This window comes from Burkholderia metallica, assembly GCF_001718555.1.
In the GTDB taxonomy this organism is placed as follows: Bacteria; Pseudomonadota; Gammaproteobacteria; order Burkholderiales; family Burkholderiaceae; genus Burkholderia; species Burkholderia metallica.
Genome location: NZ_CP013402.1, coordinates 445,580 through 469,240, shown reverse-complemented (window position 1 = coordinate 469,240; position 23,661 = coordinate 445,580). Strand labels below are relative to the sequence as shown.

Sequence of the window (23,661 nt, the reverse complement as noted above, 5' to 3'; positions counted from 1 at the left end):
GCCGCCTTCGTTCTCCGCGTTGAACAACGCCCCGCTCACCGCGCGGCCGTCGGCGGCAGATGCGCGCCGGTCTGCCGGCGCCGGTACGCGCTGTCGCGCGTCGCGAGCCAGTAGTACAGCGGCGACGTCAGCGCGAGTCCCACCAGCCACGACAGGTCCGCGCCGCCCAGATGCGCGGGAATCGGGCCCGCATACATCGGCGTGTTCATGAACGGAATCTGCACGAGGATGCCGATCGCATACGCGAGCAGCGCCTGCGGATTGAAACGGCCGTAGATCCCGCCGTCCGCCATGAAGATCGACTGGATGTCGTACTTGCCCCGATGAATCACGTAGAAGTCGATCAGGTTGATCGCCGTCCACGGCACCAGCACGACGAGCAGCGCGAGCACGAGATCGACGAGGTTGCCGACAAAGTTCGTCGACGCGCCGATCGCCGCGTAGCAGCACGCGACGAAGATCACGACCGACACCACCGCACGCGCTTTCGCGGTCGGAATCCACTTGTACGCGAACGTCTGCACCGACGTGATCACCGCGAGCACCGCGCCGTACAGGTTCAGCGCGTTGTGGCTGATCACGCTCAGCAGGAACAGCACGAGCATCAGCGGGCCGAGCGGGCCCGTCGCCTGCTTGACCGCGTCCATCGTGTCCGCGCCGGCCGGCACCGCGAGCACCGCGACCGCGCCGAAGACGAACGCGAGCGTCGAGCCGATCGTGCAGCCGAGATAGGTCGCCCAGAACGTCGACGCGACGCCGACGTCCTCCGGCAGATAGCGCGAATAGTCCGACACGTACGGCGCGAACGCGATCTGCCACAACGCCGACAGCGACACCGTCGCAAGCCAGCCCGCGAAGTCGAAGCCGCCGCGCGTCAGGAAATCGTCGGTGCTCACATGCGTGAGGATCATCCAGAAGCCGACGACGATGCCAATGCCGAGCACCCACGTGCCGATGCGGTTCAGGATGTGGATGAACCGGTAGCCGACGATGCCGATCAGCCCCGACCCCACCGCGCCGATCACGATGCCGACGGGCACCGGCACCGACGACGCGATGCCGTGCACCGACTTGCCGGCGAGCACGATGTTCGACGCGAAGAAGCCGACGTACATCACGGCCGCGATCACCGTGACGAGCAGCGCGCCCCACGAGCCGAACTGCGCGCGGCTCTGGATCATCTGCGGGATGCCCATCTGCGGCCCCTGCGCCGAATGCAGCGCCATCAGCACGCCGCCGACCGCCTGGCCGACGACGATCGCGACGATCCCCCACATCAGGTTCAGGTGGAAGAGCTGCACGCCGAGCGCGCCGGTCACGATCGGCAGCGGCGCGATGTTGCCGCCGAACCAGAGCGTGAACAGGTCGCGCACCTTGCCGTGGCGCTCCGCGGGCGGCACGTAGCCGATCGTATGCTTCTCTATCATCGGGGACGCATTGCGTTCCGCGTTCGTCATGGTGAAGTCTCCTGTCCTGCGCGACGATGCGCGCGTGCCGTTTCGCGCCGGCGTGCGTCGGGGTGCGCGCCGGCAATCGGGCCGGATGCGCGAGCGACGGCGCGCCGCGTGCACGCGCGGCGGTGTCGGGCGAAGCGGCGAATGCGCGGCATGCGGGGACGGATGACATGTCCCGCCGGCACGCGCGCGGCCGCTTCGTGTGCTTCGTGATCCGGGTTGAAGGCGATGGTGCGCCACGCTCGGCGGGACCGGAAAATACTAAAAATATTTCCGCGACATACGAAAAAGCTCTGCAGCGGAAATGCCGCCGGCGGGAGGCTTCAGGTAAGGTGCTAGGCACAACCATGGACAGATTGCGCCCGCGGCGGCACGCCGGGGCCGTGCATCAGAGGTGCTTGTGGCTCACTACACTTTGCGGCAACTGAAATACTTCGTGACGACGGTGGAATCGGGCAGCGTCGCCGAGGCATCGCGCCAGCTCTTCATCGCGCAGCCGTCGATCTCCAGCGCGATCAAGGGGCTGGAAGAAAGCTTCGGCGTGAAGCTGTTCATCCGCCACCACGCGCAGGGCGTGTCGCTGACGCCGAGCGGCACGCGCTTTTACAGGAAAGCGCAGGAGCTGCTGCGTATCGCGCACGAATTCGAACAGAACGCGCTCGCCGACAACGACGTGATCACCGGGCAGATCGACATCGGCTGCTTCGAGACGGTCGCGCCGCTCTATCTGCCGCAACTGATCGCGGGCTTTCGCGAGCGCTACCCGGGCGTGAACATCCGGCTGCGCGACGGCGACCAGCAGGAACTCGTGCAGGGCCTGACGTCCGGCACGTTCGATCTCGCGCTCATGTACGACCACGATCTCGACGGCACGATCGAGACCGAACCGCTGATGCCGCCGCAGCAGCCATACGTGCTGCTGCCGGAGAATCACCGGTTCGCGGGCCAGACGCACGTGTCGCTACGCGACCTGTGCGTCGAGCCGATGATCCTGCTCGACGTGCAGCCGAGCCGAACGTATTTCGTCAGCCTCTTTCACGAGCTCGGGCTCACGCCGAACATCGTGTTCGGGTCGCCGTCGATCGAGATGGTGCGCGGGATGGTCGGCCAGGGGTTCGGCTTCTCGCTGCTCGTCACGCGCCCGCATTCCGAATACACGTACGACGGCCAGCGCGTCGTGACGATCGGCCTCAGCGAAACGGTGAGCCCGTCGGGACTCGTGAGCGCACGGCTGAAACGCGGCCAGCTCACGAAGCAGGCGCAGTCGTTCGTCGATTTCTGCCGCGAACGGCTCGCGCAGCTCGTCGCGGAAACCGCGCAATAACGACAAGAAAAAACGCACGCGCCGCGGGATGCGGTGCGTGCGTGTCGGCCGCTCGCCGCGTCAGACGGCCGCGGCGAGATGCGCGGCCAGCCGCCCCAGCATCGCGTCGCAGCCGTGGAGCTGGTCGAGCGTGACGAACTCGTCGGGCTTGTGCCCCTGGTCCATGCTGCCGGGCCCGCACACCACGGTCGGAATGCCGGCCTGCCCGAACAGCCCACCCTCGGTGCCGAACGCCACCGTGCCGAACGCATCGGAGCCGCTCAGCATCGCGAGCAGCCGCGCGGCTTCGCTGTCAGGCGCGGTGGCGAGCCCCGGATACGCGCCCAGCGGCTGCAGCCGGATATCGGTATCGGGCTGCACCGCGCGCATCTTCGGCAACAGTTCGGATTCCGCATAATCGAGCAGCTTGTTCGGCACGTCGTGCGCGTCGAAATCCGGCAGTGCACGCACCTCGAAATCGAATTCGCATTCGGCCGGCACGATGTTCAGCGCGCGGCCGCCCTTGATCAGCCCCGTCTGCACGGTCGAGAACGGCGGATCGAAACGATCGTCGTGCCGTTCCGGCCGCGCGAGCGCCGCGCCGATCTCGCCGAGCCGGCCGATCAGCTTCGCCGCGTAGTCGATCGCGTTGACGCCCGACGGCGCGTACGCCGAATGGCACGCGGCGCCCTTCACGTGGCAGCGCATCGCGAGCTTGCCCTTGTGACCGAGCACCGGCTTCAGTTCGGTCGGCTCGCCGATCAGGCACAGGCGCGGTCGGTGCGCGCGCGCGGCCAGCGCGTCGAGCATCGGCCGCACGCCGAGGCAGCCGACTTCCTCGTCGTACGAGAACGCCAGATGCACGGGCGTGCCGAGCGGCCGTGCGACGAACGCCGGCACGGCCGCGAGCACCGACGCGATGAAGCCCTTCATGTCGGCCGTGCCGCGGCCATACAGGCGGCCGTCGCGCTCGGTCAGCCGGAACGGCTCGACCGTCCACGCCTGCCCGTCCACCGGTACCACGTCGGTATGGCCCGACAGCGCGATGCCGCCGCGATCGCGCGGGCCGATCGTCGCGTACAGGCTCGCCTTCGTGCGCTCTGCGTTGTAGAACAGTTCGCTCTCGACGCCGAAGCCCGCGAGATAGTCGCGGATGAAACCGATCATCTCGAGGTTCGAATCGCGGCTGACCGTCGCGAAAGCGATCAGCCGCTCCAGCAACGCGCGGCTCGACGTGTCATTCATTGCCCGGCACTCCGTAGCTCGGCGCGGCGGTCGGGTTCAGCGCGCGCGTCTGGTAGTCCTGCATCTGCGGTCGATACGCACGCCACAGCGCGTCGAGCTGCCCGATCGGGTCCACGTCGGCCCAGTCGATACGCAGATCGACGATCGGCCAAGTCACGTCGCCGGCCACCTGCAGCGCGGCCGAATGCACGGGCCCCGCCTCGCCGCCGGCTTTCATTGCCGCGTGCATCGCGGCCAGCAGCCGATCGGCGAGCACGCCGGGCGCCTGTTCGAACGCGCGCACCATCGCGTCGATCACGGCCGGCGCGGCCAGCAGGTTGCCGGCCGCCACGCATTGCTCGCCCCGCACCGCATGATGCGTGCCGAGCGCTTCCTTACCGGTGAAGCACGCCGTCTGCCCCTGCCCATCGATCACCGTCACCTGCCGGTACTGGCTCCAGCCGTTCGCGCTGAGCGCGCGGTCGAGTGCGGCGGCCGGCGCGAGCTGCTCGTGCTCGATCAGGTCGAGCGTCTGGGGCCCCAGCGCCGGCAGCGTGACGTTCTGCGTCGCGACCGCGCCGACGCCCGCGCGCACCCACGGGCAGCGTGCGCCCACCGCGATGCTCGACGAGCTGATCGCGATCCCGAGCTGGCCCGTCTCCGGGCAGCGCCCGACGATGGAGAAAGTCATGTTGCCTCCTATGCGCGGTTCGGCTGCCAGTTGTCCGGGATCACCGCGATTACGTCGATTTCCATCAGCCACTGCGGCTGGCCGAGCGCGGACACGACGAGCCCCGTCGAGATCGGGTACACGCCCTTCAGCCACTTGCCGACTTCCTGGTACACGGGTTCGCGATAGCGCGGGTCGATCAGGTAGGTCGTCGTCTTCACGATGTGCGTGAGGTCGCTGCCGGCTTCTTCCAGCAACTGCTTCACGTTCTTCATCGCCTGCTCGGCCTGCGCGCGCGGATCGCCGAGGCCGGTCAGGTTGCCGTCGAAATCGGTGCCGACCTGGCCGCGCACGTAGACGGTGTTGCCCGCCCGCACGGCCTGGCACAGGTCGTTGTCGAGCGTCTGGTTCGGGTAGGTATCCTTCGTGTTGAACATCCGGATACGGGTATGGGTCGGTTCGCTCATCGAAATCCTTCAGTCGTCAAGGGTCGCGCCGCCGCACGGGCACGAACGCGGTGCGGCTGGCGCCAGGGGTCCGTTCAGTTCACCGCATCGGCAAGCGGCTGCGCGTCGACGCGCGACACGCCGCCGTCCTGCGCCGCGGCCGACGTCGCGCGGCGCTGCGATGCGTCGTGGTATTCGAGGTAGGTGCGCTGTATCGCGATGTGATCGGCGATGTGCCGCGCGTCGTGCCACACGCCCCAGATGAAGCTGGAGCCGCGCCGCGACAGCCACGGCAGCCCGAGGAAATAGATGCCCGGCTCCTTCGACACGCCGCGCTGATGCTGCGGCTTGCCGTCGTCGGCGAATGCGTCGACCTTCAGCCAGTCGTAGTCGACCGCATAGCCCGTCGCCCAGACGATCGACGTGACGCCCGCGCCGGCGAGGTCGAGCGCGAGGATCGGATGCGCGACGCATTCCGGGTTCGGCAGGATGCGGCGGGCCTCCGGTTCTTCCGGCAGGTCGAGGCCATTACGCGCCGCATAGGCGTCGGCCGCGTCGAGCAGCGACAGGTAGTTCTCGTCGCCGCGTGCGAGATTGATCGCCAGATCGCGTTCGAACACGGCCACGCCGCCGTCGAACGATTTCGTCAGCCCGACGAGCGTCACGCCCTGGTTCGCGAGCCGGCGGAAATCGACCGTATGGCCGCCGCGCGCGCCGCTTACCGCGATCGTCACGTGTTCGCGGCCGGGCGTCGCGACTTCCTTGTCCCATTCGCCGAGCACGCCGAGCCACCAGCAGAAGTCGCGGCCGCGATACGCACGCGGCGGGCGATCGTGCGGGCCGACCGACAGGTACACCTGCCGGCCCGCGCGCTGCAGTTCGTCGGCAATCTGCACACCCGACGAACCCGCGCCGACCACCAGCACCGCGCCGTCCGGAAGCTGGCCCGGGTTGCGGTAGTCGGCGGAATGGATCTGCACGAGGCGCGCGTCGTCCGGCGCGATCGGCGGAATCACCGGGCGCTGGAACGGCCCCGTCGCGACGACCACGCGGTTCGCCTCGATCGTGCCGTCGGAGGTCTCGACGGCGAAACCCGGCTTGCCCGTATTGCGCACGACCTTCTTCACCTCGACGCCCGTGCGGATCGGCGCGTTGAACTTACGCGCATACGCTTCGAAGTAGTCGGCGACCTGGTCTTTCGACGCGAACGCATCGGGATCGAGGCCGTCGAATTCGAGGCCGGGGAAGCGGTCGTGCCACGCGGGGCCGTTCGCGACCAGCGAATCCCAGCGCCCCGTGCGCCAGCGCTCGGCGATGCGGCCGCGCTCCAGCACGAGATGCGGCACGCCCAGCTTGCCCAGGTGCTCGCTCATCGCCACGCCGGCCTGACCGGCGCCGACGACGAGCGTATCGATTGAGGTTGTTTCGACTGCCACGGCTGTCTCCTTCTGAAGTGCGGCTCATGCGACGCTCGTGTCGTCGCGTGAGGGGGAATGGAGACATTCTGCTGACAGGCCGCGTGGCGCGAAATGATGTTTTTTGTTGGTGTTGACGAGCAAAAAGCTGGGCGTGGCGGGGATGGCGGGCGGCGTATGGGCCGGGAGTCCGAAACGGGATGGGGGCCGGGAGCGGTTCGATGCGTCCGTATCGCGCGGACGGTCGTGCGTGCATCGACTCGACGCCTGTCGTGTCGCGCCTGCGGGGCCGTCGTCGACGCTGCCGACGCTGCCGACGCCGCCGGCGTTGGCTGCAACGTCCCGCGCCGCCACCCTCGCGCTATACGCCTTTCTTGTCCAGCAGCGCCTGATACTTCTGCAGGCTCTCGTCGATCCTGTCGAGCGCAACGCTCGCGGCCTCGCCTTCGATCGCTTCCGCGGCACCCGCGACGATCGCCGCGGTCGCCACGAACAGATCGGTCAACAGCAGGCCCACCGCATCCATCGCCATCCCGCGCACGTTCTCGTCGACGGTCTTCTGCGCCAGATCCTTCATCAGTACGCTCTTGCCCGCGATCGCCAGCGACGTCGTCGCCTCGAAGTAGTTGGCCGCCGCCTGCGCGACCATCCCGCCCGCCTGCGTGATCAACATGTTCGGGCCGACGGCGATCTGCGTCGTCGCATAGGACGCCGCCTCCGCATTGATCGCCTGCACGGTCTGCAGCGCGGAACCGCCCGACCCGGCGGCCGGGTCGGGCGCTTTCAGCGCATCGGTGAACCGGCGCAGCCGGCTCACTGGCCACGCGCGCGCGCCGGCTTTCGGTGTCGCGGCGGGCGGCGCGGCCTCGGCCGGCGTCGTGGCTTCGACTGCGGCGTCCGCGTCCGTGACGGCGTCCGGCGTCTGCGTCGCACCGTCGCCGCGTCCGCCCAAAAGACCTTTCATGTTCATGGTTCACGTATCCCGAGAGTCATCGCGACCTAATGCGCCGAACCCGTCTGCGGCCCGGCCGCCGGAACCTGCGGCAAGCCGCCCGATCCGCCACCCGTCCCACCGCCCGACGCGCTCTTCGGCGACGCTTCGACGGACAGGATCATCGCCACCGCCTTCGACACGACGGCGTTCGAAATCTGGTTCAGCGCGGCCTGCTGCTGCGTCATGTTCTGCGCCGAGATGCCGACCGCCTGGCTGAACATCTGGTAAAGCGTACCCAGCGCCTGGGCCGGAGATCCCGCGACGACGTTGACGTTGGTCTGTGTCACCGCGTCGGTAATCTGCTCATTGACTTTGTCTGCCACGAGGCCTCCTCGGATCTCGGCTCCGGCATGCGATTGAAGGAACGGACGGGCCGGCAGGCCAGCGACGCCGTACATGCCGTTAGGAACGCTGCATACCCGCGTTCGTGAACGCCCTTACGCGAGTTCCTCGCGCAACTTCTTGCGCAACAGCTCGACGCGCTTTCTGGCGAGCGGTTCGTTGATCCCGAGCGCCGTCGCGATGTGCAGGTAGGATCGGTCCTCCTCGAACTTCAGCGTGAACAGCATCTGCTGCTGAGGTGGCAGCGTGGACAACGCCTGCTGCAGACGCAGCAACTGCTGTCGAAGCAGCAGTTGCTGCTCCACCGACGGCGCGTGACCCGCCAGCTCGACGATATGGTCGTCGTCCCAGCCCGGGTCGAATTCGAGCATGCCGCGCTCGCGCAGCCGGCGCCGCGCGCCGTCGAGGAAGGCGTGATTCAGCACCAGAAAGAGAAAACCGGAGAGGTTCTGAACGCGCTCCGGCGAGCGCTGCAGGTAAATGTGGACCTTGAGTGCGGTATCGGAGAGCAGGTCGTCCGCGCGATGAATATCGCCCTTGCACAACAGGCGCGCGCGACGCCGCAATTTCCCCTGCATTTCCCGCCACGTGCGATCGAGCTGCTGCGCCGGAGACTCGCGCGTCGCGGCAGCGTGCTGGTTCGAGGTTGTCATCCCGTGTCTTCCTTTTTCGTGGAAAACACAGAATCGATTCGACGCCGGGAATGGCGCTGTTACCCGTGTAACACCGTTATAACGATAATCGGTTTCGGTAAATTTTCTTGATTATTATGAACGGAATTTTCAATTCCCCGGTATTGCCCGATCCGTTGTTTCAGGTGCGTCGCCGGGCCTGAATATCGGCATTGCGATGAAAAAGAACGACTGCCGCCACGACGTGTTCGCTGGCCGGCATGCCGCTATCCATGCCGATCGACCCAGCGCCGTTGCCGCCGAAGTGCCGCCCTGTACGGACTGCTGGCCGATTATCTCGATACTTTCATTTTTCTTTTTTCACGCAATGCCGAAGACAGCGTTTTTCGCTAGGTGGTCGTATCGTCAAACAACCTCGCGCGGAAAACATGCCTGCCCTTGCTAACGCTCAGACGCTGCGCAATATACCGATACTCACCGACCTCCCGGAAAGCCTGATCGCTCACGTGGAGCGCCATGTCACGCCGTGGCCCGAACACGGCAACCGCCTGTTGTTCTTCAAGGGCGATCCGGGAGATTTCGTCGCGTTCGTGCACTGCGGACGCGTCTACAAGACGCTGCACGAACCCGGCGGACGCGAGATCATTCTCGGTCACTCGATGCCGGGCGAGCTCATCGGCGAAAACACGCTGATCCGCGCACACCGGCGCAACTTCACTGCCCAGTTGAGCGCCGACTGCCGCATCTCGCTGCTGCATCGCCCGTATTTCGCGCCGCTGCTGGCCAACGCGGAATTCATGGGGCGCATCCACGAGCAGCTGTGCCGGCACATCCACCAGTTGAGCGACTTCGTCGAATCGGCATGCCTGTACCGGCTCGAAGCGAGGCTCGCGCGCCATCTGCTGAACCGCATGCAAGGGAATGATCTCGAGGTGCCGCTGCCGGAGAACCAGAGCGTCCTCGCGGCGATGCTCAACGTCAGCCGGCCGCGACTGAACAGCAGCCTGCAGAAGATGCAGCGTGCCGGCCTGATCCGGCTTCACGAACACGGCGTGACGATCGAGAAGCCGGAACTGCTCCGGACCATCGTCGACGCCAATTGACGGCCGGGCACGCACGAGCGTCGTGCGGTGCCCCGGCGCGGGGGAAAGCGCGTGCGCCGGATCGGGCGGCGTGCGGGGAGGATCAGCCGCGCCAATGGCCGATCGCGTTCAGCAGTTGCGCGACCGCGGAAAGTTGCGACGCAAAGCTGTCGTTCGCCGAGCGCGCGGCGCCGGCCGCCGCCGCCGGCGAGCCGGCATAGAGCTGCATGACACCGACGGTCGTGGCGGCGAGATTGGACATGGCCTGGTTCGCCTGCATCTGCACCGCGTTGTGCAGCAGGATCGCGGAGGCGTGGCTGTTCGACTGCATGAGCGTGCCCAAGGCCACGGCGGGCGCCTCGCCCACCACCTTGACGTTGGATTGCGTGACCGCATCGGTCACCGCGGCGGAAACCTGTTCCGGCATGTCGTTGCTCCTGGTTGGCTCGCCGCTGCGGTGCAGTCACGGCGAAAGCATGAGTGGGTCGGTCGGCGACGCCCCGCCGCACGGGCCGTCGATGCTGTGCGCGCATCGACACGACATCGGGCGCCGGGCGGCGGCCACCGATCGGGGCCGCCGCCCGGCGTCGACGCCAGCCTGCGCGTCAGACAAGCGCCTTGCCGAGCGCGAGCACGTCGGCCAGTACGGACAGCACGCCGTTCGAGCCGATTTCCGTCGAGGCGGCGCCTGCGCTCGCCGGCCCGAGCGTGTACAGCTGCATCGTGCCCACGTTCGTCGAGGTCGGCAGTTGCACCGCCGACTGCGACTGCTGCTGTACCGCGTTCTCGAACAGCACGCTGAGCGAATGGCTCTGGGCCTGGTACAACGAGCCCGTTGCCATCGCCGGCGCTTCGCCGACCACCTTGACGTTGGTTTGCGTGACCGCGTCGGTGATCGCGGCGTTCACCGCGCACGTCTTGCAGTTGCACGGGTCTTTCAGGTCATCTGCGTTATCTGCCATCGTATTTCTCCTGATTCGCGAACAGGCGCCGCATCGAATCGGCTCTGCCCGTTCTGTCGTTTGCTCCGGAACACCGCGCGGCACCGCTGTTCAGGCGCCGGCGGCCATGCGGGGCCGCGGCACGGCGGCGGCGTTGGCGGCGCGTGCCGCTTGCGCCGCCGTTCAACCACGGCGTTGCGATGGCACGTCAGCCCTTGACGGCCTTCCCGATCGCGATCACGTCGGCCAGAATCGAGATGATCCCGTTCGCGCCGATTTCCGTGGCGGCCGCGCCCGCGCTTTCCGGCCCGATCGTGTAGAGCTGCATCGTCCCCACGTTCGTCGACGTCTGCGACTGGATCGCGGCCTGCGACTGCTGCTGCACCGCGTTCTCGAACAGGATGCTGAGCGAATGGCTCTGGGCCTGGTACAGCGAGCCCATCGCCATTGCCGGCGCTTCCGCGACCACCTTGACGTTGACCTGTGTGACCGCATCGGTAATCGCGGGATTCACCTGGCACACTTGACACGTATCAGCCATTTGTAGCTCCTTGGTTCACGTAGTTGAGAGATCGCACATCGGGGGCCGGCCGGTCTCGCTTTCTGCCGAATAACCCGCGTGCTACTCCATGGACGCTGCGCCGCGGGTATCGTGAACGGTCGTGACGACGGCGATGGGCGGTTCGGGCGCGTCGGAAGGTTCGGCCGGGGCGTCGCCGGCGCTGCGCAGCCGTGCCTCCATCGCGTCGAGCCGCGCGGCGAGACGTTCTTCGAGCGAATCGACGTATTGCCGGAAGCAGGCGTCGATTTCCTGCCGGATCAGGCCGGTCAACTGTTCGCCGATCATCGCCAGCGCCTCGCGGGTGCTGTCCTGGATCTCGGCCGCGGTGCCGGCCTGCGCGTCGCCGTCGCCCGACGGCTCGTGCGCGTCGAGCACGCCCGCCACTTTCCGCTGTTCCGACGCCAGCATGCCGAGCGTCGTCTCGTTCTGTGCGTCGATCGTCTGGAGGATGCCGCGCATCTTCTCGTACGCCTTCTGCTGGTTGAGCTGCAGGAAGTGCTTGATCTGTTCGCGCGCTTCCTGCCGGGTTTTCAACTGCGGCAACGGCCGGTTCGCGGCGGGCGCCGGCACGGCCGGGCCGGCGGCCGGCGCCGGCGGATTTCCGTGCCTGCCCGGCAGTTGGTCCAGCAGCGCCTGTTCTTCGGCCGGCGCGAGGGGCCGCCCCAATCGCTTCTCCGCGAGCTGCCGCAGCAGCGGGTCGAGTGCGTCTTGGCTCATGGCTTACCTCGTCTCGAAGTCCGCCCGCGGCGCCGGTGCGTGCGGGCGGGGAGCGGACGGACGCCGTGCGGCGGTGCGCCGGTCGGCAGGCGGCAATGGATATCGCATGGTGTTCTCCCGGAAATGGACGTGCGACGGCCCGGCCGGAAATTCGGCAGGACCGCTGCAGGGACGAACCGTGAGACGAGTCTGTGAAATCGGGCTCCGCGTGCGCGGGCGTGGGCCCGGTGCGCGCCGATGGCGGGTCAGCGATACGTGTGGTGGGCGTACGGCGAGGACGGCGGGTGGAAAGGAATACATTTCGCGGACATGCCGTGTCGCGCGAAGGGTCGATTTTTATATGCGTGCGTGCCGCGACACCGGATGGCCGGATTGGGAAATTCGGCGGCGCGCACGATGCGTTGCGCTACGTGCGGATGCGATTCCGGCGGTTGCTCAGCATCGGAATCACGTCGCCGACATAGTGGAAGGAGATGCGGCCGTCCTCGGGCATCAGGCCAGGGCGACCCCGATCGAACGGTTCGTCCTGCCGGGAATGCATCGGCGCCTGCGTGTAATTTCATGCGAAGTGACGTTCGGCGGCCGGATATTTCAATTGTGCGAGCCAGTAGCCGCCGACCGGCGCGGCGGTCGTTTCCGCCTGCGGGGGAACGGCAACCTGCGGCTTCTCCGGCAGCATGGCGCCATCGGGCACGTGCGCGCGGGCCGTACGCAGCGACACGGGGTGGGCAGCGGGCTTGGCCGGCGACATCGGCGCGGACGTCACGGCCTTCGCCGCGTCGATCAACGTCTCCTTGTTGCCGTCCCACTTGGGCAGTCTGGCGGGCGGCAGCGGCACGACCTTGTCGAGATTGGGCAGACGGAGGTCGGGATCGCGCTCTAGGCGATCGGCAAGGACGCTGTAGCGCTCGGCGCGGGCACGATCCTTCACGCTTCCTGCTACAGGATCGCCGTCATCGAACGCACCGAACAGATATGCAGCACTCTTGGCGCTACCGTATTTCACGCCCTCATGCAGAATCTTGAGTGCTCGCGCATTGTCCTCGTCCAGCGACTTGTCGGTGCCGACCAGTGTCGTTCCAAGCGCGTACGCGGCATCTCCGTTGCCCTGGGCGACGCCGCATTCAAGCATTTTGAGCGCAACCTTTCGATTCCCCCAGAAACCGGATTTCGGATCATCGTAGACGGCGTCGAGCTTGTTGCCCAAGTACGCCATGGCGCTGGGGCTGCCCTTGTCCGCTGCAAGTTGCCAGAAGGCATAAGCACGACTGGCATCCTGCTTGACACCCACTCCGTTCATGTAATACGTGCCCATCAGATCGTAGGCCGCGGGGATGCCCAGCTTCATCGCCTCTTCGGTGATCTGCACGGCGCGTTCGGTATTGCGATCCACGCCCAACCCCTGGGCATACGCATTCGCCAGATTCAGCATCGCCTTCCAGTGCTTGCGCTCGGCCGCCTTCGTCCACAAGTCGACAGCGCCCTTGTAGTCGCGCTGGTTCGGCCACAACAATGCACTCGTCATCTTCATCGCCTGCTGATTCCAGCGATCCGCCTCGGGATCGATTGCCGGAACCACGGCGGCTTCGTGCACGCAAACGAACGTCTCGCGATGCGGATTGAAAGCGTCGAGCGACATGTTTCGCGGAAGAGAATCGTGCATCGAGCAGGCGGCACATGCGAGGAACAGGCAAGCAGAAAATAACCGGGGCAATCCGATACGGTTGGCGGAGGTCGAACGCAATTGATTTAGCACGATTTGGGAAGCCTGCTTAGGAAAAGCGAACGCTTGTTATACGGTCATCATGGAACGGATGAATGAAGCGGGTTGGCGCGTCCCCTTGCTTTCGGGCAATTTCGTTGGCCGAAGCCGGCCCGCCAGCCACGGGGTTGCGGCTCAGTTCGGCCAAAAGCGGACGCCCACAGCGGTCTGCTTGCGGGTGCCGAGTAGCGGCTGTATGAGACTCATTGAGACTCGTTTTCCGGCCCGTGGCCTTCCTCCGCCGGCAAGAAATTCCACGTGTACGAACCGTAAGGATGGAATTCAGGCAGATAGCTGACAATTTGCCCATCATCGAAAAAATGATGTGCAGTATTGGGGAACAACTCCGGATCCACCGGGTGTTTCGCATTTGGGTTGTGGAACATCGAGAGCCCTTCGGCCCAGGTCTCCGTGACCTCCCCCTGCTTTATCTCAAAACAGAACGGTTCCGGGAGTGCTGAGTTATTGTCGTGCTTGTGCCTCATACCCGCACGCATCATGCGCTGCTCGGGCACCCCAAAGCCGGCGAGTCGGCCCATGCGGTTGAACTTTGATAATGTGCCGGAAGCCGAAAATAGCACCGCGCTGATATTCTCAGAGCGGGGTTGCAGGAAAAATCCAGATGGGATCTGCTTGCCTTCGTACTCGTGAATCTCAATCTTCACGGGCGAGATGATGAGTTGCCCATGCCCATCCCTAGAAAAGTCGTGGCTCACCCCATACAAGTAGCTGATCAAGGCGGTCGACGTCCAAGTCATCGATTGCTTCTCATGAAAGTCAGCGATGGCAAACACTAACGGATGCCCAACAACGTCCGGCATTTCCCAATAGGGCTTGGCGCGTGTGAGCTTTGACCATAGAGGGCTTCCAAACTTGATTGGAATTTTGGTCTCGTTGAGCTTACGGATCTCTTCTAGCGGTCGAAATAACGGCTTATCATCGGGCTTAGGCACAGGATCGTTAACCGAGGGATTCACGGTGACAGCCTCAATAAAGACCTTCTTCTTGCCAAACGAGACCATAAAGTCTGGGGCAGGATCGGGTTTCTCGACAAACAGACCTTCTTCGAGTAACGCCGCATAGAGGTAGAGTTCCCAAATCCTCGAGTCGAAGGCAGTTGTCTGGAACTGCTCGACGAAGTTTCCGTCGACGTCACGAAAGTGGCGCATCATCTCGGTCATGATCGAACGAGCTGGAAGCCAATGGTTACTCGATCGCATCAGTTGGAAGGTCGGGTTGAGCTTTTCTTCCGGCACAACCGGCGTGAACAGATCTACACCACTCTTGTCATCCACTTCATCGCCTTGCGGAAAAACTTTGATGCCACTATCAAAGTGCATCTTGAGCTCTTTCAGCAGCGCATGCTGCGCATCGTTGCGGCTCATACTGGCCTCGACGCCGATGCAACGATAGCGTCCCTTAAGGTCTCGACCAAGTGAAACGAAGCCGTAATCGCGATCCGTTCGATCAAGGATGAGCACGCCAATCACGGTTTCGTCTACAGTCGAGAAGTACTCAACTTCCCGGCCAACAACAGTGGCTATAGGAGAACGAGTCCACGCAACGAACGCGTTGTAACGCTCGAGAGTGAGCGGTTTAACTGAATGGGCCGCAAAAAGCGCGGCTACACGCTGTTCCCGATTAGCGCCTTTGAGTTTAGCTTGGCCCATCGCGTTCTCCTTGATTTTCTGGTTATTTTGCAAGTGCTAGATAATCGATGGCGATGCTATCACCTCCCAACGTTGACTGTCTGCTTTCAGGCTTTGAGGTCAGCAGTCTGAGTGCCTCCTCTGGGTCGATCTGCGCCGGTCGCCCCTCGCAGGACAACGGCCGGCCGCGGTCGGCCATCGGCCATCGGCCACCAGCCGCCAGGCGGTCCAAACATCTAAACGCCGAATTTCGACCCGAGACCTGCCCCTGTCCGACTACCGGCGGATGCGTCCGGTCGCCGAACTCGCCCTCCTGTTTGCACAACACCTCACGCCCTTGCGAACCGATTACCTATCACCCGAGCCGCGGCTTGCCATTACCTCCCGGATACGCGACATTTCCGAAACCGCTCTCAGGGAAGCAGACCACCCTGATCCAGTACAGTTTGTAAACGCAGCATCCAGGAACAATGCGCATCCCACCGCTAAAAGCCATCGTCGCGTTCGAGAGTGTCGCCCGGACAAAGAGCGTCAATCGGGCAGCTGATGAATTAGGGTTAACGCCATCGGCGGTCAGCCATCAGATTGCCAATCTCGAATCCATGATTGGAAGACCCTTGTTCACGAGGCTGGGGCGGGGACTCGTGCTGACGCCAACGGGCCAGCAGTATCTGGCCGATGTCACCGGATCGCTCGCCGACCTGAGCCGCGCGACGGAGCGTGCATCGAGCCAGTCGGGTATCGAGATTCTTCGCATTCATTCGAGTCCCAGCTTTGGGTTGATGTGGCTGCTGCCGCGGCTTGCCTCGTTTCAGGAAGCGAACGGCGACATTCAGTTGAATCTCGCGTGCTCGTACGAGGACGTGTCGTTCACCTCGGGCCACTATGACCTCGACATAAGGCATGGCTACGCCCATTGGACCGATGGCGAGATCAAGACGCTACGCAACGAGTTCATCACGCCGCTTGCGTCGGCGGAATACCTCGAACAACACCCGGTGCGTACCCCCGATGATCTGCTCGAACGGCGCCTGATCTTTTCGGAAACGCCTCTCGTACAGTGGAAGCAATGGTTCGGCAAGTTCGGCGTCGCGGTATCGCACAAGGCATATGATTTCGCGTTCGATCGCTCGTACATGTCTCTCGAAGCCGCGGCATTGGGACACGGCATTGCGCTCGAAAGCACGATGCTCGCATCCGTTCATCTCAAACGAGGTTCACTCGTACCGGTCTTCGATCGTACGCATGCGGTCGAGGTCGGAGCGCATCACCTCGTATACCCTGCCCGGAATCTGGACTTGCCACGCGTGTCCAAATTTTTAGACTGGATCGAGCAAGAGACCAGCCGCGCCGCCGTGTAGCGTCGGGCTGCGCCGGTCGGAGCGGCGGCTCCCCGGCGTCACGCCAAAGGCCGCATTCCGACGCCCGTAAGCCCACGTTGCAGCCACACCTGAAAATTCTTCAGCAATAGTTGAGCCGAACTGCATTGATCGAGCTGGTTGAAGCACTGAAACTGCGTCCACCAACTAACATGATCGATGGAGACAACATGTTGCTCGACAGCAAAGTGGTAATCGTAACCGGTGCCGCCTCGCCGCGCGGCATCGGCAAGGCGACCGCGAAGGCGCTCGCCGCGCAAGGCGCGCGCGTCGTGATTCTGGATCTTCACAAGGAAGACGCCGAGCGTGCTGCGCACGAGTTCGGCGACGACAACCTCGGCCTCCGCTGCGATGTGACCGACAAAGCCGCATGTCTATCTGCCGTCGCGGCGGTCATCGAGAAGTATGGCCGTGTAGATGGGCTGATCAACAACGCAGGCATCACGCAGCCTTTGAAGACGATGGACATCGGCGCCGACAACTTCGATGCGGTCATCGACGTGAACCTGCGCGGCACGCTCTACATGTCGCAGGCGGTCATTCCGCACATGCGGGCGCAAAGGAGCGGCAGCATCGTCTGCATGTCATCCGTTTCGGCGCAACGCGGCGGCGGCATTTTCGGCGGCCCGCACTACAGCGCAGCCAAAGCCGGTGTACTCGGTCTCGCTCGCGCGATGGCGCGTGAGCTCGGCCCGGACAACATCCGCGTCAACTCGATCACCCCAGGTCTCATTCAGACCGACATCACCGGCGACAAGCTCACGACCGAGATGCGCGCCGACGTCATCAAGGGCATCCCGCTCGGCCGGCTCGGCGATGCCGCGGACGTCGCGAACGCCTGCCTGTTCCTCTCGAGCGACCTGTCGACTTACCTCACGGGCATCACGCTCGACGTCAACGGCGGAATGCTGATCCATTAAGCACGACATCGGCCGCGGTTGCGGCGGCTGGTCAATGCACCCGGCGGTAAAACCCGGGGCGATATGGCAGGAGACAAACATGAAAACGAAGGCTACCGCGCCGTCAATGGCGGGCGATGTCACGACGCTTGCCGACTCGACGAGCTTCGAATCAAAAACGTATGCGAAAGTCGGACGGCGCCTGATACCGTTCCTGATGCTGTGCTACCTGGGCGCTTATCTCGATCGTGTCAACGTGGGTTTCGCAAAACTGCAGATGCTCAACGACCTGCGCTTCAGTGAAACCGTGTATGGCCTTGGCGCCGGCATTTTCTTTCTTGGATATTTTCTCTTCGAAGTGCCGAGCAATCTCATGTTGCACAGAGTAGGCGCACGAAACTGGCTCGCTCGCATCATGCTGACCTGGGCCGTGATCTCGGCCTCGTTTGCCTTCGTCAAGTCGCCCACGACGTTCTATGTTCTCCGCTTTATGCTGGGCGTAGCCGAGGCGGGGTTCGCGCCGGGCGTCATTCTGTATCTGACCTACTGGTTTCCTTCGGCACGGCGTGCAAAAGCACTCTCGCTCTTTTTCATGGCTATTCCGCTGGCCGGCATCGTCGGCGGCCCGCTGTCCGGTTACATCCTGCATGCGTTCCAGGGCGTGCAGGGATTGGCTGGCTGGAAGTGGCTGTTCATCCTCGAAGCGCTGCCGTCGTTGCTCCTTGGTATCGCGATCCTGTTCTACCTCGATAACGGTATCGCTGCTGCGAAGTGGCTCACCGATGCGGAGAAAGCACTCCTCGCACGAAACGTGGCGAACGACAACGCGCACAAGATCGCGCATGTGTCGATCGGGTCGTTCATCGGCGATCGTCGTTTGTGGTTGATGGCTTCCATCTACTTCTGCGTCGTGCTCGGTCAATATGGGCTCACATTCTGGCTGCCGACGATCATCCGCAGATCCGGCGTGGCCGATCCGCTGTGGGTGGGCGTGTTTACTGCCATCCCGTACCTGTGCGCCATCATTGCGCTGCCGCTGGTGGGAGCGAGCGCGGACCGCCATCGCGAACGCCGTCTGCATCTTGCGATCCCGATGCTCGTATCGGCAGCCGGCTTCGCCACGTTGCCGGCGCTGGGCGGCGTCGGCGCGTCGCTGGTATGTGTCAGCGTCGCCGCCGCAGGCATTCTCGCTTCGTCTTCACAGTTCTGGTCGCTACCGACCGCGCTTCTCGGCGGCATGTCCGCCGCGGCGGGTATCGCGGCGGTGAACTGTTTCGCCAATCTTGCCGGCTTCTTCTCGCCGGCCATCGTGGGCTGGTTGAACGATCTGACCGGTAAATCGACGGCTGGGCTCCTCTTCATCTCTGTCGCCATCATCATCGGTGCCGGGCTCGTTTTCCTAGTGCCGGCCAAAGCCGTCAATCGCTGACGCCGTCCGCCGCTGCAAAGATTCGCCTTTTTTGAATCAAGGATCCGTCATGAACATTCCGTATCGGATGGGCTGACGCTTGCCGAGCGCGCCGTCGCCGCTTGTCGCCACTTCACGGTAATCGGCAATTCCGATTTTTAATTTGGCAAAGCAAAGCACGCCGCAGCCACGCGCTCTTTCAACTCCACGTCCCGACAATTCTTGACTGTGTCCATACCTACGAACTGGTAGGATGTGCGTCGCCTGTCATAGTCGGCAGCCACAGGGTGCTTAACTGTCCCCTTTTAAAACTCGCGATCGGCCGACCTGCCGCGCCCTGAGCGACACGGTCCGCCATCTGCACGCCCTACCCCGTAGAACCCCGCAACACCCCGGCCTCGCCCCGCGCGACCCGTTGCAGTAACCGTTGGAGTGGCGCCTCGCGCGCCAGCAAGCATGAAGAACCCGAAGCAGCCGCCCCGCCCCCCGCACGACAAAGACCGCACGCCGCTCGCGCGTGCCGGCGCGTTGCTGCTGATGGCCGGCCTGCTGTACCTGCTGTGGCCGTCGGCCGAAACCGCCTACCTCGCGATGGAGTCGGTCATACGCTGACGCCGCCGCGCGTCCCGCCCGTGACTTGCGCTATACTCCCCGCCATGGAAATCAAACCTGCCTCGCCGAACGTGCATCGCTGGTGGCGCGCCTGACCAGGCGGCCCGTTTCCTTTTGCATGTCCCAAACGTGATGCCGCCAGCCATGGCGGCATTTGCGTTTCTGCGCAGACATCATGGCTGGCGGCTTCGACAACCCGGAGCAACGACCAACATGACCCACCCGACCCGCCCGACCATCCTCACCGGCGACCGCACGACCGGCCCGCTGCATCTCGGCCACTACATCGGCTCGCTGCGCGCACGCGTGCAGATGCAGCACGAAGCGACGCAATTCCTGCTGCTCGCCGACACGCAGGCGCTGACCGACAACATGGGCCGCCGCCAGCGCGTCACCGAGAACGTGATCGAGGTCGCGCTCGACTACCTCGCCGTCGGCATCGATCCGGCGATCTCGACGATCGTCGTGCAATCGCAGGTGCCCGAGCTTGCCGAACTGTCGCAATACCTGCTCAACCTCGTCACGGTCGCGCGCCTCGAACGCAATCCGACCATCAAGGAAGAGATCCGCCTGCGCGGGTTCGAGCGCGACATCCCGGCCGGCTTCCTGACCTACCCGGTGAGCCAGGCAGCCGACATTACCGCGTTCAAGGCAACGCACGTGCCGGTCGGCGACGATCAGTTGCCGATGATCGAGCAGACCAACGAACTCGTGCGCCGCTTCAACGCGACCGTCGATCAACCGGTGCTGGTCGAATGCGAGGCTGTGCTGTCGTCGGTCACGCGGCTGCCGGGGATCGACGGCAAAGCGAAAATGAGCAAGTCGCTCGGCAACGCGATCACGCTCGGCTCGACGCCCGACGAAATCGCGCAGGCCGTGAAGGACATGTACACCGATCCGAATCACCTGCGCGTGAGCGACCCGGGCCAGGTCGAGGGCAACGTCGTGTTCACGTTCCTCGACGCGTTCGAGCCGGACGTGGCGAAGGTCGACGAGCTGAAGGCCCACTATCGCCGCGGCGGCCTAGGCGACAGTGTCGTCAAGCGCGTGCTGAACGAGCGGCTGCAGGCGCTGATCGAGCCGATCCGCGCGCGCCGCCGCGAGTTCGAGACCGACAAGGCCGAAGTGATGGCGATCCTGAAGCGCGGCACGCTGCACGCACGGGACGTGGCCGGCGCGACGCTCGCGGAGGTGAAGGGCGCGATGGGGTTGAACTACTTCGATTGAGCGGCGCAGGCAGCGAGCACGCGAATGCGCTCCGCGCGCCGGGCGGTATCGGGCCGGCGCGCGGCGATCACCGCGTCACGTGCGCAAGCGAGCGTAGATGCACGCGCCGCTTCATCACGATGCATGCGCCGGCACGGACGCGTGGCACACCGCCTCGACCCGATTGCCTGCCGGATCGACGAGAAACGCGCCGTAGTAGGCGCCGTGGTAACGCGGCCGCAAGCCGGGCTCGCCGTCCGACTGCCCGCCCGTTGCAAGGCCGGCTTCGAAAAATGCATCGACCTGCTCGCGGCTCGCGGCCTTGAAACACCAGTGCCGCTTGCTCGCGCCGACGTCAGCGGGATCCAGATAGACCGCCAGGCAAGTCGATGCGGTGTCGTTCGCATTGCAGCGTTCGCCATAGCCGAGCGCGGTCAGCCGGTCATAGGCCTTGGATGCGCCCAGCGCGGCCATGATGGCATCGTAGAACGGGCGTGCCAGTTCGATATCCGGCACGCCGATTGACACGTGATCAAGCAGTTGCATCGTATCTCCTCCGTCGAAGGGCACACGAGTCTACCTGAGCGCGGAATTTCGCACCGGAGTCACCTCGCTGCTCGTGGGCGATATACAAACACTCGACATCGTCGCGTACGATGGCGTTCTTGCCGGCCGCGGGCCGGCCCTTGGAAAAGGCTTTGAAAGGGCTCCGTGGGATGAATGACGTTGGCGACAAGCTGTTCACCCTGGCATCGAAACAACCGGATCCGACGAGATGGGCAAGCCGATCATCGACGACGAACCATGGATACTGATCGAACGGTTACTACTGCCCCCCCAAGCGGCAGCGAAAGAAGAATCCGCTGACGCTTTGTTTCCCGAATCGTGTTTCGCTGACCAGCCCCCTGTTCCAGCAGCCTGCTAGTCTGCAGCATATTCAACCGACCACTTTGAATCTGCATAGCTGAGAATACTGCCGGCTGCCGTTATGCAAAATCTTGGCATGCCATTCGTGTCCGGCAACATGCGCCGGCAACCATGTGGCGCTTCCGTTAGCGTTTTCCACGAACCGCCCTGACGATCAAACTCCCTCAACTCGATATCCGAGCTAAATGCTCCTGTATTCCAACGCACCGCCCTTCCCTCACTGAGACTATCAAACCGAATATCCGAGAAAACGTACGGCGGAGTATTGTATTTCACCCAGGTTTCACCATTGTCGCTTGACAAGTACAATTTGGAAAACGCGCCTTGAGCACGATAAGCAGTCAGCACTCCGGATGCAGATGAAGCATGAAAACCGGTCATGTCAGTGGGCGGGGTAACTGGGGCCCACGCCATTGTGGACAAATTCATTCTTAACAATTGCGACGGGGTACCAACATAGTAGAAATCATTGGTTGACTCGATCTGCACGGGAAACACATTAATTGCCTTGAATCCTTTTTCACCACCAATTTGTTTTATCTTAACCAGATCCCGCAGGTCATTCGAATCGGATTGATAGACCTCGATATTATTTACCTCCTTCCAGACGGTACCATTCACCACACCTCGCGCCACTGCTACGAACCATCGGTTGGTTTTTCGATCGATATCCACGATTCTGGCATCACTTCCCATGGTGGCAAGAATTTTCCAGGACACACCCCCATCTTCGGTGACACGAATAACACCGTTGTCGAATCCGGCCACAAGTGCCTTGCCATCTACCTTGACGGCAGTTACTTCGTGGAGGGAGCCTGTATCCAGAGCTCTCCAGCCCCCCTGAGGGCCTCTGACCCGGATTTGCCCAATATCCGCGCCGTAGTACAGGTTGCCGGACGCGTCATGTTCAAATTTCCGCGTCAATGGCGGAGCCGCAGTTTTCCATAGCCGGAAAAAATCATTCACCGTCTGCGCGTCGACAAGTTGCTTGCTTATGGCCGGCATGTTGACGTGCCGTTCATAAGCAAGCAACAAGTCGGTCAGCAAGCCAAGCCCGGTCAGGGGATATATGGTTCCAATGGACGCGGGCGCCTTCTGAACCTCCCACTCGATCGGATATTTCGATATCAAAACCGATTGGTATTCATTTTCAATGGAATTCAAATTTTCAGCAAATTCCCGGTGCCTAACCGGGAGCACCACAAATTTATCCCCTCCAATCGGCAATTGAATCAGCCCACCGAGATCCGTTATTCGACCTCGCTGCACTTCTATTTTTGGATAATCCTTCAAATTGTAATTTTGCCATTTCGCCAGCCGATACTCTCCAGCCGGAACCCAAAGCCCCGCGCCATATGAATCAATGCCAGGGTGCGGCTTTAGCAAAAAAGTAGAATTATCTTTCAGAGACTCCAGTTGTACATCATCGATCGCGCCCCCTTTGGGGATGGAAACATATACATAGCCGTGCGTTGCTGCAAGCTGACTGGGCGACTGAATGACGGGCGCATTGACGCAGCCGAACAAAAAAACCAAAGATAATATAAAGGGATGAATCATTTTCATTTGACTACCCTCCGGATCAGCGGAAATTATAATCGCAATCCCACCCCGCTTTCATCGATCTTACAGTTCTTTTCAAAGGTGTCGATCCGTACGTCGAAGGGTACTCCAGCAGATCGGGTTGCCGCCGAGCTTGATGAGTGCACGGCGAATGTTCGCGCGGTGCTCGAAACGAATACAGAGGCGGCCGACGTGATACAGCCCGGTATGGGTGCGCTCAGCGTATCGGCGCTATCGAAACATGCAGGCGGCCCGGGGCTCTTGCCGAACCGTAGCCTCGACGGCTGCAGTAACAGCTCCATCCGAATCCGCAATTCGTCGCCAATGATCGGTTGGCTCATCGCCTGTGCCTCGACTGTTGCGATGCCTGAGGTTGATCGTTCGCCGCATCAGTTGGCGGCCCCCATTGGGACTTTTTGAAACCGCGTCTTAGTCCACTCCGCCGACGCCACTCCCGCCCGCCCCCGCTATCGT

The 23,661-nt window shown here is 63.3% G+C and carries 24 protein-coding genes; 8 read left to right on the top strand and 16 right to left on the bottom strand.

Features of this window, described 5'->3' with window-relative positions; genetic code table 11:
- Positions 1–35: 35 nt before the first annotated feature.
- On the bottom strand, positions 36–1,457 hold the full coding sequence (locus WJ16_RS18015) for a purine-cytosine permease family protein (RefSeq protein WP_069258425.1): 1,422 nt from the start codon (positions 1,455–1,457) through the stop codon (positions 36–38).
- A gap of 397 nt (positions 1,458–1,854) precedes the next feature.
- On the opposite strand from WJ16_RS18015, the gene WJ16_RS18010 reads away from it, so the two are divergent.
- Positions 1,855–2,778 (top strand): LysR substrate-binding domain-containing protein, encoded by a 924-nt coding sequence (locus tag WJ16_RS18010; RefSeq protein WP_069258424.1) that lies wholly within the window; start codon positions 1,855–1,857, stop codon positions 2,776–2,778.
- Positions 2,779–2,838: 60 nt separating this feature from the next.
- Here the strand turns inward: WJ16_RS18010 and argE are convergent, their stop codons facing one another.
- The 7 genes from argE to WJ16_RS17975 all read right to left on the bottom strand — a co-directional run bounded on the left by argE (position 2,839) and on the right by WJ16_RS17975 (position 8,501).
- Positions 2,839–4,002, bottom strand: coding sequence for an acetylornithine deacetylase (gene argE / locus WJ16_RS18005; protein ID WP_069258423.1), 1,164 nt, complete (start codon positions 4,000–4,002; stop codon positions 2,839–2,841).
- On the bottom strand, positions 3,995–4,672 hold the full coding sequence (locus WJ16_RS18000) for a DUF1028 domain-containing protein (protein WP_069258422.1): 678 nt from the start codon (positions 4,670–4,672) through the stop codon (positions 3,995–3,997). Before WJ16_RS18000 ends, argE begins: the two co-directional genes overlap by 8 nt.
- Positions 4,673–4,680: 8 nt before the next feature.
- Positions 4,681–5,118 carry a RidA family protein gene (locus WJ16_RS17995; RefSeq protein WP_069258421.1) on the bottom strand — a complete coding sequence of 146 codons (438 nt, stop codon included), beginning with the start codon at positions 5,116–5,118 and terminating at the stop codon, positions 4,681–4,683.
- Between the two features lie 74 nt (positions 5,119–5,192).
- A complete protein-coding gene (locus WJ16_RS17990) occupies positions 5,193–6,533 on the bottom strand; it encodes a flavin-containing monooxygenase (protein ID WP_069258420.1) in 1,341 nt (446 codons plus the stop codon).
- A 340-nt stretch (positions 6,534–6,873) separates the two neighbouring features.
- Positions 6,874–7,476, bottom strand: coding sequence for a hypothetical protein (locus WJ16_RS17985; RefSeq protein ID WP_226243647.1), 603 nt, complete (start codon positions 7,474–7,476; stop codon positions 6,874–6,876).
- Between the two features lie 35 nt (positions 7,477–7,511).
- Positions 7,512–7,829 carry a RebB family R body protein gene (locus WJ16_RS17980; RefSeq protein WP_069258418.1) on the bottom strand — a complete coding sequence of 106 codons (318 nt, stop codon included), beginning with the start codon at positions 7,827–7,829 and terminating at the stop codon, positions 7,512–7,514.
- 114 nt (positions 7,830–7,943) lie between these two features.
- Positions 7,944–8,501, bottom strand: a complete 558-nt coding sequence (locus tag WJ16_RS17975; protein ID WP_069258417.1) for an RNA polymerase sigma factor — start codon at positions 8,499–8,501, stop codon at positions 7,944–7,946.
- A 251-nt stretch (positions 8,502–8,752) separates the two neighbouring features.
- On the opposite strand from WJ16_RS17975, the gene WJ16_RS17970 reads away from it, so the two are divergent.
- Positions 8,753–9,583, top strand: a complete 831-nt coding sequence (locus WJ16_RS17970; RefSeq protein ID WP_236858239.1) for a Crp/Fnr family transcriptional regulator — start codon at positions 8,753–8,755, stop codon at positions 9,581–9,583.
- A gap of 82 nt (positions 9,584–9,665) precedes the next feature.
- Here WJ16_RS17970 and WJ16_RS17965 read toward each other — a convergent pair whose 3' ends face one another.
- The 6 genes from WJ16_RS17965 to WJ16_RS17940 form a co-directional block, all read right to left on the bottom strand.
- Positions 9,666–9,989 (bottom strand): RebB family R body protein, encoded by a 324-nt coding sequence (locus tag WJ16_RS17965; protein ID WP_069258415.1) that lies wholly within the window; start codon positions 9,987–9,989, stop codon positions 9,666–9,668.
- Between the two features lie 178 nt (positions 9,990–10,167).
- Positions 10,168–10,524 (bottom strand): RebB family R body protein, encoded by a 357-nt coding sequence (locus WJ16_RS17960; protein ID WP_069258414.1) that lies wholly within the window; start codon positions 10,522–10,524, stop codon positions 10,168–10,170.
- Positions 10,525–10,711: 187 nt separating this feature from the next.
- Positions 10,712–11,044 carry a RebB family R body protein gene (locus WJ16_RS17955; protein WP_059574945.1) on the bottom strand — a complete coding sequence of 111 codons (333 nt, stop codon included), beginning with the start codon at positions 11,042–11,044 and terminating at the stop codon, positions 10,712–10,714.
- A gap of 81 nt (positions 11,045–11,125) precedes the next feature.
- Positions 11,126–11,782, bottom strand: coding sequence for a hypothetical protein (locus tag WJ16_RS17950; protein ID WP_069258413.1), 657 nt, complete (start codon positions 11,780–11,782; stop codon positions 11,126–11,128).
- Between the two features lie 559 nt (positions 11,783–12,341).
- Positions 12,342–13,421: a tetratricopeptide repeat protein gene (locus WJ16_RS17945; protein WP_236858238.1), complete on the bottom strand. Its 1,080-nt coding sequence runs from the start codon at positions 13,419–13,421 to the stop codon at positions 12,342–12,344.
- A gap of 326 nt (positions 13,422–13,747) precedes the next feature.
- A complete protein-coding gene (locus WJ16_RS17940) occupies positions 13,748–15,214 on the bottom strand; it encodes a hypothetical protein (protein WP_236858237.1) in 1,467 nt (488 codons plus the stop codon).
- Between the two features lie 449 nt (positions 15,215–15,663).
- Between WJ16_RS17940 and WJ16_RS17935 the strand changes: the two genes are divergently transcribed.
- From WJ16_RS17935 to trpS, 5 genes are all read left to right on the top strand, one after another.
- Positions 15,664–16,554: a LysR substrate-binding domain-containing protein gene (locus WJ16_RS17935; RefSeq protein WP_069258412.1), complete on the top strand. Its 891-nt coding sequence runs from the start codon at positions 15,664–15,666 to the stop codon at positions 16,552–16,554.
- 188 nt (positions 16,555–16,742) lie between these two features.
- A complete protein-coding gene (locus WJ16_RS17930) occupies positions 16,743–17,492 on the top strand; it encodes an SDR family NAD(P)-dependent oxidoreductase (protein ID WP_069258411.1) in 750 nt (249 codons plus the stop codon).
- 79 nt (positions 17,493–17,571) lie between these two features.
- Positions 17,572–18,900, top strand: a complete 1,329-nt coding sequence (locus WJ16_RS17925) for an MFS transporter (RefSeq protein ID WP_069258410.1) — start codon at positions 17,572–17,574, stop codon at positions 18,898–18,900.
- Positions 18,901–19,335: 435 nt separating this feature from the next.
- Positions 19,336–19,491 carry a hypothetical protein gene (locus WJ16_RS35315; RefSeq protein ID WP_167375384.1) on the top strand — a complete coding sequence of 52 codons (156 nt, stop codon included), beginning with the start codon at positions 19,336–19,338 and terminating at the stop codon, positions 19,489–19,491.
- A gap of 213 nt (positions 19,492–19,704) precedes the next feature.
- Positions 19,705–20,718 carry a tryptophan--tRNA ligase gene (gene trpS, locus WJ16_RS17920; protein ID WP_069258409.1) on the top strand — a complete coding sequence of 338 codons (1,014 nt, stop codon included), beginning with the start codon at positions 19,705–19,707 and terminating at the stop codon, positions 20,716–20,718.
- 114 nt (positions 20,719–20,832) lie between these two features.
- Here trpS and WJ16_RS17915 read toward each other — a convergent pair whose 3' ends face one another.
- Both WJ16_RS17915 and WJ16_RS34885 read right to left on the bottom strand, forming a co-directional pair.
- Positions 20,833–21,243: a VOC family protein gene (locus WJ16_RS17915; protein ID WP_069258408.1), complete on the bottom strand. Its 411-nt coding sequence runs from the start codon at positions 21,241–21,243 to the stop codon at positions 20,833–20,835.
- A 375-nt stretch (positions 21,244–21,618) separates the two neighbouring features.
- Positions 21,619–23,190, bottom strand: a complete 1,572-nt coding sequence (locus tag WJ16_RS34885) for a beta propeller repeat protein (RefSeq protein WP_157126807.1) — start codon at positions 23,188–23,190, stop codon at positions 21,619–21,621.
- On the opposite strand from WJ16_RS34885, the gene WJ16_RS34880 reads away from it, so the two are divergent.
- The gene (locus tag WJ16_RS34880; protein WP_157126806.1) at positions 23,176–23,607 is read left to right on the top strand and encodes a hypothetical protein; all 432 of its coding nucleotides are present in this window, start codon (positions 23,176–23,178) and stop codon (positions 23,605–23,607) included. The genes WJ16_RS34885 and WJ16_RS34880 overlap by 15 nt on opposite strands.
- Positions 23,608–23,661 lie beyond the last annotated feature (54 nt).